Source organism: Anaeromicropila herbilytica (assembly GCF_016591975.1).
GTDB classification, from domain to species: Bacteria; Bacillota; Clostridia; order Lachnospirales; family Lachnospiraceae; genus Anaeromicropila; species Anaeromicropila herbilytica.
In genome coordinates this window covers 3,055,732-3,075,361 of the sequence record NZ_AP024169.1, presented here as the reverse complement: position 1 = coordinate 3,075,361, position 19,630 = coordinate 3,055,732, and the positions used below count along the sequence as shown (strand labels likewise).

Sequence of the window (19,630 nt, the reverse complement as noted above, 5' to 3'; positions counted from 1 at the left end):
AAGGCAAAGGTATTACATGGAATTTAATTTTTTAAAACAATTTCCAAAGCGTATGAAGATCGTTGGAAATTATGTTGTTTTAGCGAAGAATAGTAGTCTTAAGACAACTTGGAAGCAATATGGATTTGACACTTTTGAAGAGCAGATCAATCTAATATTTGCACTTCTTTTATATATTATGGAGCAGTCATTGAAGGAAGAGCCTTGTACAATGGACGATATCGGTAGTTTCCTTGACGAATTGAATATGACCTACTTTAAAAAAGGATTAACTTATGAGGATAGCAAAGCCCTTGGAGATTTTATGATTAATGTAATCTTAGGAGACGAAGGTAGAGCTATGTATTTTCAAGGCTTTAACTTTGATAAAGGAGAATATGAAGCACTTCATATCAGTTTCGTAGCCAATAAAGTAATCTATCTAGAGGAAGATATCAAAAGAACGTCCTATTATTTAACCGATGATGGATATAATCTTCTCCTTGCGACACTTGAAGTGGAAGGGAATATGAAGTTAACAATTCATGAGATGATATTCAGACTTCATTTGGAAAAGGCTACTTATGATAAAGCAGTGGAGGAAATGAAGAATATCTTTAATATGTTGCGTATCCAAGTGCAAAAGATTAAGGAAGCAATGAGGCAAATCAAGCAGAATGTTCTTAATTATTCAGTCCTTGAGTATAAAGAACTGTTAGATGAGAATCTGAATACGATAGAAGAGACGAAGAATCGATTTATGATGTACCGAGAAAAGGTAATGGAACGAGTGTATAAATTAGAAGAAGACAACATTAATCTCAATAAATTTGATGAAAAGGACATGGAGAATCTATATAATCTCAAGATTATCGAAGGGTATCTTAATCGAGCTCTAGATGAACATCAGAAAATCTTAACCACTCATTTTGACATGAAATCCTTATATTCCAAAGAACTGGAGAGTCTATCGCAGATGGCATTGATACGAAGATTTGATCTGAATCATGATTTATTTCAACCAATATTGGATGATGTCAGTAACCTTGATCGAATGGATCTATTTCTAAAAGCGTTATTACATCAAGAGGTTGAGAAGACTTATAATATCAATCTAGCCTTCCAAAAGCAAGTATCGTTACACAGAAAAGAAAAAGCTGAGGAAGAAGAACTATTAGATTTTGATGAAAATAAGTGGCAAGAAGAACTGATTAAGAAAAAGAAGGAAAAGTTAAATCAGTATTATACCTGCTTAGAATATATCTTAGGCCTAACCTTTGAAGCAAAGAGGATATCACTTAGTGAAATTAAAGAGCAAAGTGAAGAGAATCTAGAACTTTTAGCACCAACCATTGAGATTTTTAAAGAAGTGATTATTGAATTGATTAAGACAAAAGATATCCTAATTCACGATTTGACAAAAGAACGTAGTGAGATGATAGAAGACGGTTTATTAGAATTTCAGTTAAACCGTGCAATTCTTGAGTTATTAGAGGGGCATGAGGGATGGAATGAGATTAATCGCATTCAAATTATCAGATTAGAGGATGAGGAGCCAATTGTATTCGATAATCTGATAAGTGAAACTGGAACAAGGAAGCGAATCCGTTGTTCGAATGTAGTATTTGAAATAGAATAGGAGATTCATATGGCATATGAAGTACAGGAGATAAAATTAAGTCAACGTATTTTTTATTATCTCATAGAACATAGAGAACTACAAGAAGATGTAGAGATAGAACTATATAAAGCATATACCGAGAACGAGAACATTCGAAACCTGGTAAAAAGCCAAGGAGAGATTGCAGAATGTATGGTGGAGCGATATGGTAATGTAATCTATCTAATTCCAAAGGAAGAGAACAATTACCTTGGATTCTCGAAAAAGCAATTGAAAGCAGTATTATGTAAATCAAATGGAACAGAAAAAGATTACTATTTATCCCAATTTGTTATTATTACTTTATTAGTGGAATTTTATCGTGGACAAGGTAGTAGCAGTAAATCAAGAAGTTATCTTCGTGTTGGAGAACTTATGAACTGCGTCACGGATCAACTAAAGATTGGTGTAGACAGAGCCAAAGAAATAGAAATGGAAGAAGATAATAGTGCTATAAAAAGTGAAGAAAGAATGGAAGGAGTTGCTTTTCAGGACATGTATGAGGCTTTCGAAGCACTAAGAAGTGAAGAGAGAGGTTCCAGAGCGAAAAGCACCAAGGAAGGATTCCTCTATGGAATACTTAACTTTTTGCAAAGACAAGGATTAATCGATTTCGTGGAAGCCGACGAGATGATCTATACCACAAGTAAGTTAGATCGTTTTATGGATTGGAATCTACTAAATAAGAACAATTATGATAGAGTATTGAGAGTATTGGGGGTGACAGAGAATGAGTAAAATGAATGCATTTCGTATTATCAATTTAAGTTATAACAATAACGGAATTCGAATTGATGATGAAGTATTTCAACTAAATGGAGAAAGTACATTGCTATCACTAAGAAATGGTGGTGGAAAATCAGTACTTGTACAAATGCTAACAGCCCCATTTGTTCATAAGAGATTTCGCGATGTAAAAGAAAGACCATTCTCAAGTTACTTTACGACCAATAAACCAACTTTTCTTATTGTAGAGTGGATCTTAGATGGTGGTGTTGGATATGTGATGACAGGAATGATGATTCGTAAACGCCAAGTAGAGACAGAGGAAGATACCCAAAAGGATGAATTAGAGATCATTAATTTTATCTCAGAATATATGGAAAGAAATGAATATGATATCTATCATCTTCCAGTGTTATCAGAAGGACAAGGTACGAAAGCATTAAAGGGGTATCGAACTTGTTTGAATTTATTTAAGAATCTTAAGAACGATAATCACAGAAAATTCTTTGTTTATGATATGAGCGTATCCCATCAGTCCAAAAACTATTTTAATAAGCTAGAAGAATACCAGATCTTTAGCAAAGAATGGGAAAGCATTATCAAAAAAGTAAACTTGAAGGAATCGGGTTTATCCGAACTGTTTGCAGATGCAAGGGATGAAAAAGGACTGATTGATAAATGGTTCTTAGACGCTGTAGAAAGTAAGTTGAATAAAGAAGAGAGCCGAATGAAAGAATTTGAGAATATCATTCAAAAGTTCATTATCCAATATAAAGATAATAAATCAAAGATTGAGAAAAAAGAGATCATAACTAACTTTGAAGAGGATGCTAGAGATTTATTAGATTCAGCAACTAACTTCTCAGAGGTAATTAAGAAAAAGTCCGAGATAGAGAATAAACTTGCGAATCTTTCTGAGATTCTACTTGATTTAAAGACAAGTGTAAATAGCGATAGGGAAGAACACGAAGAGCGAATCAAAATGATCCGAGATGAAATAAGTGAGATTTATTACGACGAGTTATCTTATCAGATCTATCAGTTAACTGATAAAAAGGATGAAATTAATAAGAGACAAATACAGTTTAAGGAACAATCAGAAGAGGTCAAGTCTCAAAAGATAAGATTAGAACGACAACAACATATCTTAGACTGTGCTAAATTATATGGAAGATATAAAGAAGAATCGCAAGATGTGCAATTGTTAGAAAATCAACTGGATCTGATTACAAAAGAAGAAAAAGACTTAAGTGAGGAAAGACATCAATTAGGCTATACCCTTCGTTGTTATTATGAGAAAGAAGAACAAAGCCAAGATGGATATGTGAAATGCTTAGAAAGTACCTTATCTGCAAATAAAGAGCGAATGGAAGAATATAAAGGTCGTGTGGTAGAAAAGGAGCAAGAGCAAAAAGAAAGAATAGCACAAAAAGGTGCTTTATCTGAGAAGATAAAGAACTATCAAAAAATAGAGCAGTCGTACAATCAGAAATACAACGAGAATATAGGTCGAAATATATTAGGCGAATATGAAGATAGCGTATTAGAGTTAAAGCAACAAGAAGAAAACAATGCTCTTCAAGCGCATAAAAAACAATTGGTTCATCTAAAAAAACAAAAAGAAGAAAAAAGAGAGGAATCTCATCGCTACTCAAGACAATTAGAAGATAACCGAATTTTAATTGGTACAATATATGCGAAAGTAAAGAATCTAGAAAATGAGTATAAAGATTATGAGAAGCAATTAACACTTAGAAAAACAATTTTACAGCATATCGGATATGATGAATCAAAAGTATTTGAACAGAAAGCGATAATGAAAGCTTTTGAAGATAAGATTGAAAAGATTGAGGATCAACTTCGAAAATTATGTAATCAGGAAGAACAGTTGACCTTAGAGTATAAAAGATTAGAGAGTGGTAAGGTTTTTGATTTGCCTAAAGATTTAGAAGAGGCACTACAAAAAGAAGGCTTTCATTATACGTTTGGTATGGAGTGGCTTAAGAAGAATGGAAAGAGTGAAAAAGAGAATAAAGATCTTGTAGCATCCAATCCATTCCTACCATATGGTATCATCATGAGTGAACAAGATTTGACAAGGCTTTCAAAAAAAGATCTTGGGATATTTACCTCTTTTCCAATACCGATTATTAAAAGGGAAGCGCTTACAACGAGACAAAGTAAGGAGCAATCAATCGTTATCTTAAATGAGAAAGTTAATTTCTACTTATTGTTTAATAACAACCTATTAGACGAGGCTGGATTACGTCTGCTCCTAGACAAAAAGCTAGCAGAAATAGATTCAACTAAGGAAGATATAAAAAGAAGAGTGGAAGAAAAATCTTTCTATAAGGAGAGGTTGGAGCTTATTATCTCGCAGACTCTTACTTCTGAGAAGTATCATAACTGTATTCGTCTTCTAGAGAATTCAAGAAGAGAAGAAAAAGAAGCTAACGAGAAAGAGCATGCATTAAGAACGAATATTCAACAGATAGAAGAACTTCGTTCCAGAATCGAAGAGGATATCAGTAAGGGAACGGAATATGTTCGAATTCAAGAGGAAAAAGTGAAAAATCTTGAGCAGTTAATGATAGAATATTCTGAGTATTTAGAACATAAAAAATTGGAACAAACACTAATAGCAGATATTCAATCGCTGGATTACAGCATTCAATCAGATAAAGAAACTATTGAAGATCTGGAGAAAGAACATCTTAATACCCAATCGGAAAGACAACATGGAATTGCAAAACAAAAAGAGTTACAAGATAAATTAAAACAATATATTATCTATGATGCTTCTGAGATAGTAAATCGTGATATAGAAGATATCAAGGCACGGTTTATGGCTATTACAAGTGAAATATCCTCAAAAGAAAAAGAGTTAGAAGATCAACTTGAGAAAGCAAAAAATCGATTTGAAAATTGTGAAAAAGAATTAATCTATTTAACGGAGAGATATCACTTTGTACAAGAAGATTATGATAATATTAAATTTGATCGCTACGAGTATGAAGAATTAGAGAAAGAAAGTAAAGAGTTAGAGAGTGAGTCTAATAAGTTAAATCACACGTTAATGGAACTACATGGTGAAGAAACCTCGCTCACAGCACGAATATCAGAACGATATACTCAGATGAGTGAAAAGCTTGGTAAAACAATAATAAAACCAAGAGAGCAGATTATTGCTACTGATTTTAAAAAGCTTCTTACTGATAAGAAACATGAGATGTCGATAGAAAATGAAGCATTAGAAGTGACTGAACGCAAGTTAATAAGTTACGAAGAAAATCTCATGGTTCTTTCGGAATATGGTGAATTGAAAGCAAAAGAAATGATATTAGAAAAGACCATGATTGAAGCAATGGACAAAGAGACTTTAAATAGCTATTTATTAACATTGCGCAGAGAGTATAGAAGTTTAGAAAATAGTAAGAGAGAACATGCAGAACTATTAAATAAGCTATTGTTACAAGTATTGGAGAAACCAGTATATGAAGATGAATTCTTTAAGAAGCCATTATTGACATTACATGCACTCTCAAAAGAACCGGACGAATTCATATTACAGTTAACCATGACGCTAGAGGCATATCATCAATTATTAGAAAAGCTTGAAGTGGATATCGAGATCATCGAGAAAGAAAAAGAAAAAATCCAGGAGATGCTTTTGGGTTATATCGAAGATGTTCATAATAATCTAGGAAAGATTGATAAGAATTCTACGATAAAAGTACGTGATCGCTCAATTAAGATGCTACGAATTATCCTTCCAGATTGGAAGGAACAAGTAACTAATTATCACATCAGATTAAGAGACTATCTAGAAGATATCATTCATAGTGCAATGTTACGAATAGAGAATAATGAGAATATAGAAGAAATGATAGGCAATCAGGTTACTACGAAGAAGTTATATGATACGATTGTTGGTATTGGTAATATAGAAATCAAATTATATAAGATAGAAGAACAAAGGGAATACCCAATCACTTGGGCTGAAGTTGCTAAGAATTCGGGTGGAGAAGGATTCTTATCTGCATTTATTGTGTTATCGAGTCTGCTTTCTTTCATGAGAAAAGAGGACACCGATATTTTCTCTGAAAGGGTGCAAGGAAAAGTACTAGTTATGGATAATCCGTTTGCTCAAACAAATGCAGCACACTTATTAAAACCACTTATGGATACCGCGAAGAAGCATAATACACAATTGATTTGTCTAAGCGGCTTAGGTGGCGATTCCATCTATAATCGTTTCGATAATATTTATGTATTAAACCTAATCTCATCAGGCTTACGAAAAGGAATGGAATATCTAAAAACTGAGCATATCAAAGGGGAAGAGGAAGTTCAGACATTGACCTCTTCTTATATAAGAACAGAAGATATGGAGCAGATGGAACTATTGTTTTAATGAAATTATTTTTGTTAGAGTTAACGTATATAAATTATATAAAGATTTATGGGTCATAACTAAGCAATGACTATATGTTAAATGGGGAGGATAAAACCAATGTATTGTCCAAAATGTAAAAGTGAATATCGGGAGGAATTTACCACATGTCCAGATTGTAATGAGCCTCTTGTTAAACAGTTAATGGAGGAGAAAGACATAGTCATAGGTGCCATTGATGAAGTAAAACTATTATCGGCTGCGAACGAGGTTGAAGCAGAGCTGATTATGAACTTACTAAAAAGTAATGATATTTCCTGCTTTAAGAAAAGTAAGGGAATGGGTGGCTATATGAATGTCTACATGGGCTATTCGGTCTTTGGAGAAGATATTTATGTAGATCAAACAGATTATGATAGAGCAAAGGATATCTTAGATGAATTGCAACTAGAAGAAGATAATGAGAATGAGGTTAATGATGAAAAAGAAGAAGTAGAGACACTTCCGTTTTATCGTAGGCCACAGATTGTAGCTAGGATTATCTTGATAGTTATGGTTATTGAGATGATTATTGTTTATATAATAAATCATATGTAGTAACGAATTGGATTTTCTTTTTATTCTTGTCATAAATCAAACACAAAAAGGATAAATATACAGTAAGAAAATAAATAGGTTGGATTTATGAAACTAAAGTTCTCTACATTGATTAAAATTCTTATCATTTTAGCAATTATCGCATATGGATTTTATGTATATTGGATTAATACAGATCATTCCACAAAAAGCGCAGATTCTAATGCAACTGAACAAACTGCAATTAATCAAAACACAACGAATCAAGTTGCAGTGGACGATACTAAGAATAATAAAATTATTAATACCTTAGCATTAGATAGTAAACCTGTTGATGATACCAATTCTTCCTCTGCAGATTATATAATGGAAAAATTGAATCTCCATGCGAAAGCAGCACTTTTGATGGATGCATCTAATTACCGTGTGTTATATGAGAAAAATGGTTATAGTGAGATGCCTATGGCTAGCACTACTAAGATTATGACATTAATTGTTACTTTGGAGAATGCAAGTCTTGATGATGTTGTCACAGTATCAAAGTATGCTGCAGGTATGCCAGATGTTCAGCTTGGAATAAAGGCAGGAGAACAGTATAAATTAGGAGATTTGGTATATTCACTTATGCTCGAATCGCATAATGATGTAGCAGTAGCAATTGCTGAACATGTCGGTGGTTCTGTAGAAGCCTTTGCGAAGATGATGAATACCAAAGCGAAAGAATTAGGATGTAATCATACTAATTTTGTTACACCGAATGGTCTTGATGCCGAGAACCATTTTACAACAGCAGAAGATTTAGCGAAGATAGGTAGTTATGCTATTAAAAATGATGAATTTTTAAGGATTACCAATGCTTCTAGTCATACATTTAAGGAATTAAGTAAGGGGAGAACTTATACAGTTAACAATAAAGACCGTTTTCTTCAATTAATGGATGGAGCAATTGGTATAAAGACAGGATTCACAGGTAAAGCGGGCTTCTGTTTTGTTGGTGCGTTAGAGAGAGATGGAAAGAAATTCGTATCAGTCGTATTAGCATGTGGTTGGCCACCAAATAAAAGCTACAAATGGCATGATACAAAATTATTAATGAAATATGGACTTGATTATTATAGTCTCAAAAATATTACTGGTGATACGAAAGCAATTTCGTCTATACCTGTAACGGATGGACAGGATGCTAGTGTGAATGTTAGTTATAAGCTATCAGAGATTAAATTACTATTAAACGATAAAGAAACGTCTAGGATTGAATATGATATTCCGAATTCCCTAGAAGCTCCGATTAAGAAGGATGCAGTTGTTGGGCATATTACTTACTATGTAAATGAACAACCATATAAAAAAATTCCAGTGTATGCAACAGACAGTGTTAAGAAAATTAACTTTATCTATTGCTTAAATAAAGTGCTATCAAGTTGGTTCTTTCAATAAAATTAATAAAGAAAATCAATCATATATAAATGAAAAAGAAGATACTTGCTTCATGCAATTAAAATACTACTTCTTATTCGTAAGTATGATTGATTTTTTATTTTAGTCTTTTAAATATGAATATATTTTAAGAATTAGTATAGCGGTTTCTTAACAAAAGTGACTATATTTAACAAATGAACCTTGCTGAGACAAACCATAATATGGTAAAAATGTATTATAGAAATCAAGAGAAACGCCACTTTTAAGAAAGTGAAAAGAAAACGTTTCCCTAAAAATGGAGGATATTGTATGAAAAAAAGAGTAAAGCAAAGTATTAGTTTGTTATTGTGTGTATTACTAGTATTAGGGGCATTAACAGGTTGCGGTTCCAAAGATACTAAGGATACATCAAAAGAAACGAAGGAAACTACGAAAGAGGAAGCAAAAGAAAGTAGTACACCAAAAGAGCCAGTATCCATAAAGGTATGGCATGATGGTAACGAAGCTATCATGAAAACAATTGAAACTCGTGTAAATGATACATTGAAAGATGAGAACATTACCGTAACATTCGAGAAGAAAGCTGGTATTACAGATCAGATGAAGTTATATGGTAATGACGAAGCTAATGGACCTGATATGTATATGGCTGCTCATGATTCACTTGGAACTTTTGCAGAAATGGGTATTCTTGCTCCTATTACAGATATTATTGACACAAGTGTAATGGCAGATCAATTGCCAATGACAGTTGATGCAGGAAAGTATAAAGATACACAATATATGCTTCCTATTTATTTTGAAACTTTATTATTTATGTATAATAAAGATTTATGGCAAGGCGAAGTTCCAACCACAACAGATGCTCTTTATGATTACATGGTAGCAAATACGAATGCGGATGCTGGTACATACGCAGTAGTTAATCAACATTCAACCGCTTATAATGTTGCTCCAGTTATTAATGGATTTGGTGGATATATCATAGATAAAGATGCCAAACCAGGACTTAATGAACAGGCTACAAAGGACGCAATTACATACAATCAGAAGTTCGCAAAGTTAGAAGCAGATGGTGATTATAATACAGTGACAACATTATTTAATGAAGGTAAAGCAGCAGCAATCATCGGAGGACCATGGTTAATTGATGGTATCAACAAAGCTGGAATTAAATTAGGAGTGAAATCATTATCAAGCTTTACATTACCAAATGGAAATGCATTGGCACCATACTCAGGAGTGCAAGGTGTAGGTGTTATGAAATATGCAGCAGCATCCAAAAAAGATGCAATTGCAAAAGTGCTAACAGTATTAGCTGGACCAGAAGTAGGTATTGATTTAGCAAAGACAGCCAATTGTGCACCTGCAAATCAAAAATCATATGATGATACTACAGTAGCAGCAAATGAAATGATCGTTGCAATTAAAGATACTGCAAGTACTGCATTACCAATGCCTAATATTCCTCAGATGAGTGTAATGTGGGGACCAACAGAATCCTTACTTGCAGCAGTTAATAAATCTGGTGAAGATGTAAATAAAGCAGCTGATAAATATCAAAAAGAAGCTCTAAAAGCAATTAGTGATATGCAGTAAATCTTATAGGCGAACGTGATCGTTCGCCTTATTAAAAATAAGGAGAAAATGCTATGCGACTAAAAAGGAAATTAGTTCCCTGGATATATTCCTTGCCTGCTATGGTTTTAATTGGTGCAATTATAGTGTTCCCAATCCTATATACTGGTTTTATTTCTGTGACCAATATGAATCTCTTTCATTGGAGTAATTACAGAATCATTGGACTAGAGAATTATGAAAGAGCACTTCTTAAAGTGGATTCTGGCTTTTTAAAAGCAATAGGTACAACAATTATGTGGACTATCCTTAATATGATACTACAGATTGCAATTGCCTATTTTATCGCTTTGGGTCTGAACGTAAAAGGGCTTCGTCTTAGCAGACTATATAAGACATTGCTTATGTTTCCATGGGCTATGCCAGCATATGTATCCATATTATTATGGAGAGTCGGAATATATAATACAGAATTTGGACTATTAAATAAGATATTAACAACACTTGGTATTCATAAAGTGAACTATTTATCGGAAAATGTACCAGCGTTTATTTCTTGTATGGTTTTAAATCTATGGATGGCGCTTCCATTCATGATAATGATGATTGATGGTGCATTGCAAAGTGTTGATAGAAGTTATTATGAGAGTGCAAAACTTGATGGAGCAGGATTTCTGGCACAGAATATTTACATTACAATTCCAGCACTAAAGCCAATCTTAGCACCAGCAGTTATCATGACTACTTTCACAACATTTAAACAATTCGATATTGTGTATTTGCTAACGATGCAAAAGGGGTCACTCACTGGCTCAACCCTACAGACAATTATAACCTATGCCCAACAGAATGCGTTTGTATCGAATAATTATGGGCTATCCTCTGCGGTATCCATTGTAATCTTTGTATTCATTATTGTATTTTCATTATTTACGAACAGAGGAATAAAGGAGGAAGTGTGATGGGAGGAAATAAGATAAAAAGGCGAATTGGACTAACGTTATTAAATGTTGTATTTATCATACTATGTTTTGTTGGTATGATCCCAATATTATATGCGCTCATTCTCTCGGTTAGTGATGGCAACAATGCTTTATCTTCAAGTTTATCCCTGTTACCTAAGAAGTTTACGTTGCATAATTATTCTGCAATCTTTATAGAAGAACCATTTGTATTATGGTTAAAGAATTCAGTAATCTTAAGTATTGGAACCTGCGTATTAGCGATGGGAACCTCTGTGGTAGCTGCTTATAGTTTTTCTAGACATCGATATAAGGGAAGAAAATCAATACTAAAGCTATTATTACTTTTAAATGCATTTCCACAGATACTATCTATGTTTGCAATTTTTCGATTGTTTAAAGAATGTAATATGTTAAATTCTAGAGTTGGTCTAGTAATTATATATGCAGGATCAATGTGTATTTTTAGTATATGGAATATGAAAGGTTATTTTGATACGATTCCTATTGAAATTGAAGAAGCTTCTAAAATCGATGGTGCAAGTGACATGAAACTTCTGCGTAAAGTGATACTTCCACTTGCAAGGCCTGCAATCATTGTTACTGCTGTTATGGTATTAATCTTTGTGTGGAATGAATATCTATTTGCCACAACATTTATGCTCAATGATAAGAGTTATACCTTGGCAGGAGGATTATATCAATTGCAAGCGAATGATTATAGCAGAAGTTGGCCCCTATTCTCAGCAGCAGCAATATTAGTATCAATTCCTATCCTAATCGTATTCTTTTGTATACAGAAATATATGGTATCTGGTTTGACAGCGGGTGGAGTGAAGGGATAATGCAGAGTATCCATGCAATGATATTGGATATCTATGCCATTGGTTTGAACACAATTAGAGAGCAATTGAAACTAGAAAGATACAAAACAGTTACCAATTAGTAAGAAATAGAGAGGAAAAAGGAATGGATAAGAGTGCAATTTTACATATACCTTTATCAAAGTATGCATTTGCAAATACTGAGAAAGAGATGACGATACGACTTCGAGCGAAAAAGAAAGATTTGACCTCCTGTATTCTATATTATGCAGACAGAGCTTGTAATCATACACCAATTGATTTCACATCGATACCAATGAAGGTAATCGCAGAAGATGAGATGTTTGAATATTATGAAGCAACCTTTGAGACTCCTTATGTTAGAGTTTGTTACTATTTTGAACTTTGGCAAAATGACAAGTGGACTTATTATTATGCGGACCAATTTACGAATAAATTAGCGGATATCAAGGTAAATAATAGTGTGATAGAAGGAAGAAGTGAGTACTATCAATATCCATACATTCTAAGAGAAGAAGTTGTTGATGTACCAGAGTGGTTTAAAAATGCAGTAGTATATAATATCTTCCCTGATAGTTTCGCAAGTGATGAAAGAATTTTATTATGTGAAACACCTGAGATTGAAATTGATGGAAAAAAGCATAAGAGAAGACTAGGTGGAACAATCAAAGGAATCATGTCCAATCTGGATTATATTAAGGAATTAGGATTTGATTGTATTTATCTGAATCCGATATTCTCCGCTGGAGAATATCATAAATATGATATCTTAGATTATTATCATATTGACCCTTGCCTTGGAACAGATGAAGAATTCAGAGAATTAGTGAATGAGATTCATAATAGAGATATGCATATCATAATTGATGGTGTATTCAACCACTGTAGCTGGGAGTTCTTTGCATTTGAAGATGTAGTATGCAATGGACTTAATTCGAAGTATAAAGATTGGTTTTATGAACTAAAATATCCTGTCATTAAGCCTGATAATTCGACAGATACTCCGAATTATGCTTGTTTTGCATATGAGAGAAAAATGCCAAAATTAAATACTTCAAATAAAGAAGTACAGGAGTATTTTGAGAAGGTTTGCAGATATTGGATACGTGAATTTAAGATTGACGGATGGAGATTAGATGTTGCCAATGAGATTGATCGTAATTTTTGGCGAGGATTTCGTAAAGCAGCTAAGGAAGAGGATCCAAATATAGTTCTAATAGGAGAAGTGTGGGAGAACTCGGAGACCTGGCTAAGAGGCGATGCTTTTGATTCGACAATGAATTATGATTTTAGAAAACACTGTAGAGATTATTTTGCATTAAATATAGAAGATGCTATTACCTTTTCATGGAATATCAATCAAATGAGACTAAGGTATCCGACGAATATTAGCGATAGTCAATTAAATTTATTAGATAGTCATGATGTTCCAAGATTCTTGTCTCTATGTAAGGATGATGTGGATAAGTGGAAACTAGCATTTATCTTTCTAATGTTAGCGCCAGGTGTCCCTAGCATGTTCTATGGTGATGAAAAAGGTATAAGCGGAATTACAGAAAATGAATATCGAAGCCCGATGGTATGGGAAGAAAGTAATACCACAATGAAGCAATTTGTTAAGAAAATAATTTCGATTAGAAAAGAATATGTAGATTATCGATCAAACTACGAACAATATGTATCAGAAAATAACAGTCAATTATTTACCTTTGCAAGAAGTAATCAGAAGTTAAAAATTCTTATCTATATGAATGTGAGTAATGAAAAAGTGAAAGTAGAACTTCCGTCAGATGAAATGCTTATATTGGGTGAGAGAATAGAGAATGGTGGTATTCAATCTTGGGGGTATTGCATCTACTTAATGGAAACAGGAACTATATTGGCATAATTGTATAATGATTGTAAATCGTTAAGTGAATGTGATACTAAACTGAACATAGAATCAATCTATATATAATCAAAAAGGAGTGATTGAACATAAAGTGTTCAATATCACCCCTTTTGATTATGATATATAGTTAGGATTAGATTGTCGCAAATCTTATACCCTCTAATCCTAAACCATATATTAAATTACCAAGTCACAGTTGCTTCTCCAGTCCCAGAAGTGGGCACTGTAAAGAGATGATTACTTCCACTTTGCCAGGTTACGCTTCCATTACTATCTTTCTTGATTACTTTATATTCAATCTTTTGCCCAGCAGGTAGATACACAGTAAGTGTCCAAGTAGGATAATGAGGACAACTAGCAGGACCGATTGCTAAGGAAGGGCTCCAATTACCCAAAGCTTCTACATTTCCTGATAAATATATATTTTGCCCCATAGTGGTAATGGCATTTTTTATTGTAAAAGTCACAGGTATTAATTTAGTAACAATATTGTCAGCAACGTAGATTTTTGAAGAGTTACCGTTTAATGATATACATACTTTTTTATCATCAGTAACAATTATCTGATCGCTAGAATCTAGGACATTTACTAATTTGGTTCCTGGAATTAATGTACTTTCGGCACGTAAAGGCATTGTGACGGTATTGTTTCCAGATGAATTATGAAATGCACATATTACTTCTTGGCCTTTATTACTTCCAGAATCTACACGTCTAGAGAATGCGTAGTAGTGGGAAGAACTCCACATTTCACGTTGTGTACCGTTTTGTAGAGCTTCATATTTTGAACGAATATTGTTTAATTTTGAAATAAGTTGGTAAGTATTGGTTGAAGGGTTAAAATAATTATTAATAATATTACCTTTAAAATCTTTCGTAACCATGGACCAACGATTGTAAGTATCTGCGATTCCTCCTAATAAGAATCCATTTGCATTTCCTCTGTTTTGTTCCGTTCCTTGAAATACAACAGGAATGCCTCTAACAGTAAATAGAAAGGTTAGTGCATTTTGAAGTTTACTAACATCACCATTTGCTTCGGTTAGAAAACGATTGCGATCATGGTTATCTATAAAAGTAACCATATCATTTACATGACTGCCATATAGATAATCTTTTGCTAGAATGGATTGGATAGAGATTTGGGTGGTATCATTAAAATTATTACTATAAGCAAAATCATTTACAATAGCTTGAAATAATGGAAAATCAAGCATACCAGTTTCAACATTATCGCCTACCCAATCTTTGATAAAATCAACATCCATATCAAAATTTTCACCAAAGGTAGCAACTCCTAGATAATCTTGCAGTGCATGAATATCAGAAGGTTTCATACATTTTGCAGCATCTACTCTAGCAGCATCAGCACCGGTGTAAGTGAACCAGTTTTTGATGGAACTAAAGATAGCGCTTCTAGCATCAGCATTCTCGTAATTGATATCATCTAAGCCGCCTAAGTCACAACTTTCTAGCATTTTGGTGCTAGCCACTGTGTGAGGATGTTCGTTGGCAAAGAAAATGTCACCATTATTGTGATACCAATTAATGTTATTAAATGGAGCAGCTGGTTCTGTTTGACTTCCAGGTTTTAGTCCTGAGTTAGTAGTATAATGAGCATTAGTACCAAGGCTTTGTAAGTAGTCTCCAATGTGGTTTGGAACAATATCAATGATAACTTTTAATCCATTTGCATGACATGTATCAACTAGTTTTTTTAACAATTCCTTGCTTTTTTGAGGATCTTTGTTGCCAAAATATCTGCTTGCCCGATTTGGATCGAACACGTTATATCCATGATAAGCAGTTGGCCATTGTATTCCATTTGCGTCTGGAATACCCCATAATTGAGGGTCTGTGACTGGCGAGATCCATATAGCTGTATATCCCATACCTTTTATATAAGGTATTTTATCAATGATTCCTTGCCAGTCCCCACCATGCATATAGCGATAATCATCTTGAGTATTTTCAGCATAACGAAATGCTTCGCCAGTTGCATTATTTGTTGGGTCACCGTCATAGAAGCGGTCTACCATAATTTGATAGATAGATTCACCTCTGAGATCGGTTTCTGCTTTTGCAGTTTGTGGTAAAAGAAAAGTTAGTAACAAGATGATACATAGAAATGAAATAAAATGTTTTTTTGTAGAAATGTAATGAAACATATACTACCTCCTGTTCAAAATAGTTTGAATGATCCTTTGTTGGGATATCAAAGTGCATTGATCCATTCCTTAGTTTCTTTTCTTTGAGGGATGTCATATTATGTATAAGTTAAATTATACCATATACTCGATAAAATCAAAGTACAATTACTTATTTTTTATCACTGTGTTTTGAATATTAATAGTTTACTATTTGATGAACTAAGCAAGAGGTGAACTTTATTAGGAAGTTTATCGCTATAATCAATCATATAAGTTAGTATGTAAGAATTGAGGTGTTAATTAACATGGGAATTACAATGAAAGATGTAGCAAGAGAAGCTGGAGTGTCTGTATCAACGGTATCTAAAGTGCTGAATGACGGTGCCTCGATTTCAGGGGCAACCAAAGAGCATGTAAGAGAGATTATGAGGAGGCTTCAATATCAGCCAAATGAGCAAGCACGTAATTTTGCTAGGCAAAAAACAAACAATGTAGTGTTTTTATCAAAATTAGAGAAGCATACTGCGTTTAAAAATCCTCATATGTTTGAAATAATGTGTGGAGCGGAAGAAATCCTATCAACGAATAATTATAATTTGAGCTTTAAAGGAATAAAAGAAGACATTGAAGCACTTAATCTGGTAAAAGATATTGTGGGAAGAAAGAGTGCAGATGGTATTATTATACATGGTTCTGTTACTTCAAAAGAATTAGTTGATCTACTAGTGAAAAGCGAATACCCACACATTATAATTGGAAGGCCATTTTTTAAATGTTCTGCTTGTTGGATAGATATTAATAATAGTATTTCGGGACAAATGGCAGCAGAGCACTTAACCAAATGTGGATATGAAAGAATAGCATTTGTAGGAGGTCCAAAAAGTGATGAGATTTCATCCAAACGTTTGAATGGTTTTATATCAGCAATACATGACCATGGTTATCATGTTAGGGATAAATATATTAAATATGGAGATTACTCGAAGGAGAGTGGGTATGAACTAGGGATTGAACTATTGCAAGAAAAAGAACCTCCAGAAGCAATTATTTGTGAAAATAATCAGATTGCACTTGGAGTTGTTAAAGCAATTAATTTTAAAAATAAGAAAATTCCAGAAGATATTGCAATAATTACATTTGATGATTTCCCTTTATCAAGAATGATTGATCCATTACTAACTGTTGTTGATATAGATGTATATGATATGGGATATCAAGCAGGAACGATATTAATGAGAAAAATTATTAGTCCAGAATTACATGTACAATCATATACTACATTGCCAAGGCTAATTGTTAGAGATTCTACCATAAACAAGAACCTGGTTCATAAATAGAACGGTTTTTGTGTAAAATGACAGAAAAATATTCATTTATAAAGACATATATGTTGAATAATTTTGTATTATTTTGCAAATTACATCAATAAAATATTTGTAATAGGCAAAGAATCTAAAAAAAATATAAAAAAACAAAAATTATTATTAAAAATAACTTGACTTTTTTTAATAATATTGTTATGATGTATTTACAATAGTGTGTAACTGGAAAGCAGGCATTAACTATTCATAAACCAATCGGTGATTTGTGAATATTAATGTCTTTTTTTATTCCTTATAAGGCGCCAAAGAATTTAAAAAGATCGAAACAAAACACAATTCATCATCAGATTAATCTACCAGTTTATTTTTTGAAAAAAGGTAGAAAATAATCATAACGTATTTTTTAATATTTCTATACATTCGTAAGAATATAGAAAATCATTAAAATTAAGGAGAGATGACGATGAAAGATAAAATATTTGGTGTATTGCAACGTGTTGGACGTTCATTCATGCTTCCAATCGCAATTTTACCAGTAGCTGGTCTATTCTTAGGAATAGGTGGATCATTTACGAACGAGACAATGGTAAAAGCTTACCATTTAACAGGTATTTTAGGTAAAGGTACTTTATTAAATTCATTTTTAACTGTATTAAGTAGATGTGGTGATATCGTATTTGCTAACTTACCACTAATCTTTGCTATCGGTGTTGCAATCGGTATGGCTAAGAAAGAAAAAGAAGTTGCAGCATTATCTGGTGCAATTGCATTCTTTATCATGCATACAGCTATTAGCGCGATGTTAGATATTACTGATGTTGCAAAAACATTACCTTCTGGTTCTACCGCAACTGTAGTAGGTATTAACTCATTACAAATGGGTGTATTTGGTGGTATTGTTGTAGGCTTAGGTGTTGCAGCATTACACAATAGATTTTATAAAATAGAATTACCTCAAGTATTATCATTCTTTGGTGGTACAAGATTCGTTCCAATTATTAGTGCTATTACTTACCTTTTTGTTGGTATTCTTATGTTCTTTGTATGGCCAACAATTCAAAGCGGTATCTATGCATTAGGTGATTTAGTTCGTGGTTCTGGTTATGCTGGAACATGGATCTACGGTATTATTGAACGTGCTTTAATTCCGTTTGGTTTACATCATGTATTCTACTTACCATTCTGGCAAACAGGTGTAGGCGGTAAATTAGAAGTTGGTGGAAAAGTTATTGAAGGTGCACAAAATATCTTCTTCGCACAATTAGCTGATCCACATACAACAAAATTCAGTGTTGAAGCAACAAGATTTATGGCTGGTAAATTCCCATTCATGATCTTTGGTTTACCTGGTGCAGCTCTTGCTATGTACAAAACAGCAAGACCAGAAAAGAAAAAAATCGCTGGTGGTCTTTTATTATCAGCAGCAATTACTGCTATGTTAACTGGTATCACTGAGCCAATCGAATTTACATTCTTATTCGTAGCTCCATTATTATATGTTGTTCATAGTATTTTAGCTGGTTTATCATTCATGTTAATGCATATTTTCCATGTTGGTGTAGGTATGACATTCTCAGGTGGTTTAATCGACTTAACATTATTCGGTATCTTACAAGGTAATGCAAAGACTAACTGGATCTGGGTTGTAATCGTTGGTATAGTATACTTCGTAGTTTATTATTTCTTATTCTCATTCTTAATTAAGAAATTCAACTACAAGACACCAGGTCGTGAAGATGATACAGAAGAAACTAAATTATATACTAGAAAAGATCTAAATGAAGCAAAAGCAAATGCTGCAAGTAAAGGAAGTAATGCAGATGATTCTGAAACAGTTTCAAAATTAATTACAGAAGGTCTTGGTGGAGCAGATAATATCTCGGATTTAGATTGCTGTGCTACTAGATTAAGATGTACGGTTAAAAATTCAGATTTAGTAAAAGAAGATGTCTTAAAACAATCTGGTGCAGCTGGTGTAATTAAAAAAGGACAAGGCGTTCAAGTAATTTATGGACCTAGAGTATCGGTTATTAAATCAAATTTAGAAGATTATTTAGGAAAATAATCCTATAGGATAAATATTGGTTAATAGATAATTAGGTTATTATAAGTAGAAATAATATAGTATT

The 19,630-nt window shown here is 33.1% G+C and carries 12 protein-coding genes; 11 read left to right on the top strand and 1 reads right to left on the bottom strand.

Annotation, left to right across the window (positions count from 1 at the left end):
- The first annotated feature begins 16 nt into the window (after positions 1-16).
- The 9 genes from bsdtb5_RS13325 to bsdtb5_RS13285 all read left to right on the top strand — a co-directional run bounded on the left by bsdtb5_RS13325 (position 17) and on the right by bsdtb5_RS13285 (position 14,026).
- Entirely contained in the window at positions 17-1,618 is a 1,602-nt protein-coding gene (locus bsdtb5_RS13325; protein WP_271712473.1) for a hypothetical protein, read from the top strand.
- 9 nt (positions 1,619-1,627) lie between these two features.
- Positions 1,628-2,377 (top strand): DUF6063 family protein, encoded by a 750-nt coding sequence (locus bsdtb5_RS13320; RefSeq protein ID WP_271712472.1) that lies wholly within the window; start codon positions 1,628-1,630, stop codon positions 2,375-2,377.
- Positions 2,370-6,779, top strand: a complete 4,410-nt coding sequence (locus bsdtb5_RS13315) for a coiled-coil domain-containing protein (RefSeq protein WP_271712471.1) — start codon at positions 2,370-2,372, stop codon at positions 6,777-6,779. The genes bsdtb5_RS13320 and bsdtb5_RS13315 overlap by 8 nt, the downstream gene beginning before the upstream one ends.
- Positions 6,780-6,878: 99 nt before the next feature.
- The gene (locus bsdtb5_RS13310) at positions 6,879-7,355 is read left to right on the top strand and encodes a putative signal transducing protein (protein ID WP_271712470.1); all 477 of its coding nucleotides are present in this window, start codon (positions 6,879-6,881) and stop codon (positions 7,353-7,355) included.
- An 87-nt stretch (positions 7,356-7,442) separates the two neighbouring features.
- Complete coding sequence (locus bsdtb5_RS13305) at positions 7,443-8,771, top strand: D-alanyl-D-alanine carboxypeptidase family protein (protein ID WP_271712469.1); 1,329 nt, start codon at positions 7,443-7,445, stop codon at positions 8,769-8,771.
- 291 nt (positions 8,772-9,062) lie between these two features.
- Positions 9,063-10,352 (top strand): extracellular solute-binding protein, encoded by a 1,290-nt coding sequence (locus tag bsdtb5_RS13300; RefSeq protein ID WP_271712468.1) that lies wholly within the window; start codon positions 9,063-9,065, stop codon positions 10,350-10,352.
- 53 nt (positions 10,353-10,405) lie between these two features.
- Positions 10,406-11,293 (top strand): carbohydrate ABC transporter permease, encoded by an 888-nt coding sequence (locus tag bsdtb5_RS13295; protein ID WP_271712467.1) that lies wholly within the window; start codon positions 10,406-10,408, stop codon positions 11,291-11,293.
- Positions 11,293-12,138 (top strand): sugar ABC transporter permease, encoded by an 846-nt coding sequence (locus tag bsdtb5_RS13290; RefSeq protein WP_271712466.1) that lies wholly within the window; start codon positions 11,293-11,295, stop codon positions 12,136-12,138. The genes bsdtb5_RS13295 and bsdtb5_RS13290 overlap by 1 nt, the downstream gene beginning before the upstream one ends.
- Positions 12,139-12,262: 124 nt before the next feature.
- The gene (locus bsdtb5_RS13285; RefSeq protein ID WP_271712465.1) at positions 12,263-14,026 is read left to right on the top strand and encodes a glycoside hydrolase family 13 protein; all 1,764 of its coding nucleotides are present in this window, start codon (positions 12,263-12,265) and stop codon (positions 14,024-14,026) included.
- Between the two features lie 185 nt (positions 14,027-14,211).
- Here the strand turns inward: bsdtb5_RS13285 and bsdtb5_RS13280 are convergent, their stop codons facing one another.
- The gene (locus bsdtb5_RS13280) at positions 14,212-16,197 is read right to left on the bottom strand and encodes an alpha-amylase family glycosyl hydrolase (RefSeq protein WP_271712464.1); all 1,986 of its coding nucleotides are present in this window, start codon (positions 16,195-16,197) and stop codon (positions 14,212-14,214) included.
- Between the two features lie 287 nt (positions 16,198-16,484).
- Here bsdtb5_RS13280 and bsdtb5_RS13275 point away from each other — a divergent pair, with 287 nt between their 5' ends.
- Both bsdtb5_RS13275 and bsdtb5_RS13270 read left to right on the top strand, forming a co-directional pair.
- Complete coding sequence (locus bsdtb5_RS13275) at positions 16,485-17,516, top strand: LacI family DNA-binding transcriptional regulator (protein WP_271712463.1); 1,032 nt, start codon at positions 16,485-16,487, stop codon at positions 17,514-17,516.
- A 448-nt stretch (positions 17,517-17,964) separates the two neighbouring features.
- A complete protein-coding gene (locus bsdtb5_RS13270; protein ID WP_271712462.1) occupies positions 17,965-19,566 on the top strand; it encodes a PTS transporter subunit EIIC in 1,602 nt (533 codons plus the stop codon).
- The last annotated feature ends 64 nt before the right edge of the window (positions 19,567-19,630 follow it).

Excerpts from the sequence above, each read along its gene's own strand:
- bsdtb5_RS13300 (WP_271712468.1), top strand. The coding sequence starts at position 9,063 with ATGAAAAAAAGAGTAAAGCAAAGTATTAGTTTGTTATTGTGTGTATTA.
- bsdtb5_RS13285 (WP_271712465.1), top strand. The coding sequence starts at position 12,263 with ATGGATAAGAGTGCAATTTTACATATACCTTTATCAAAGTATGCATTT.
- bsdtb5_RS13320 (WP_271712472.1), top strand. The coding sequence starts at position 1,628 with ATGGCATATGAAGTACAGGAGATAAAATTAAGTCAACGTATTTTTTAT.
- bsdtb5_RS13280 (WP_271712464.1), bottom strand. The coding sequence starts at position 16,197 with ATGTTTCATTACATTTCTACAAAAAAACATTTTATTTCATTTCTATGT.
- bsdtb5_RS13315 (WP_271712471.1), top strand. The coding sequence starts at position 2,370 with ATGAGTAAAATGAATGCATTTCGTATTATCAATTTAAGTTATAACAAT.
- bsdtb5_RS13295 (WP_271712467.1), top strand. The coding sequence starts at position 10,406 with ATGCGACTAAAAAGGAAATTAGTTCCCTGGATATATTCCTTGCCTGCT.
- bsdtb5_RS13290 (WP_271712466.1), top strand. The coding sequence starts at position 11,293 with ATGGGAGGAAATAAGATAAAAAGGCGAATTGGACTAACGTTATTAAAT.
- bsdtb5_RS13305 (WP_271712469.1), top strand. The coding sequence starts at position 7,443 with ATGAAACTAAAGTTCTCTACATTGATTAAAATTCTTATCATTTTAGCA.
- bsdtb5_RS13275 (WP_271712463.1), top strand. The coding sequence starts at position 16,485 with ATGGGAATTACAATGAAAGATGTAGCAAGAGAAGCTGGAGTGTCTGTA.
- bsdtb5_RS13325 (WP_271712473.1), top strand. The coding sequence starts at position 17 with ATGGAATTTAATTTTTTAAAACAATTTCCAAAGCGTATGAAGATCGTT.
- bsdtb5_RS13310 (WP_271712470.1), top strand. The coding sequence starts at position 6,879 with ATGTATTGTCCAAAATGTAAAAGTGAATATCGGGAGGAATTTACCACA.
- bsdtb5_RS13270 (WP_271712462.1), top strand. The coding sequence starts at position 17,965 with ATGAAAGATAAAATATTTGGTGTATTGCAACGTGTTGGACGTTCATTC.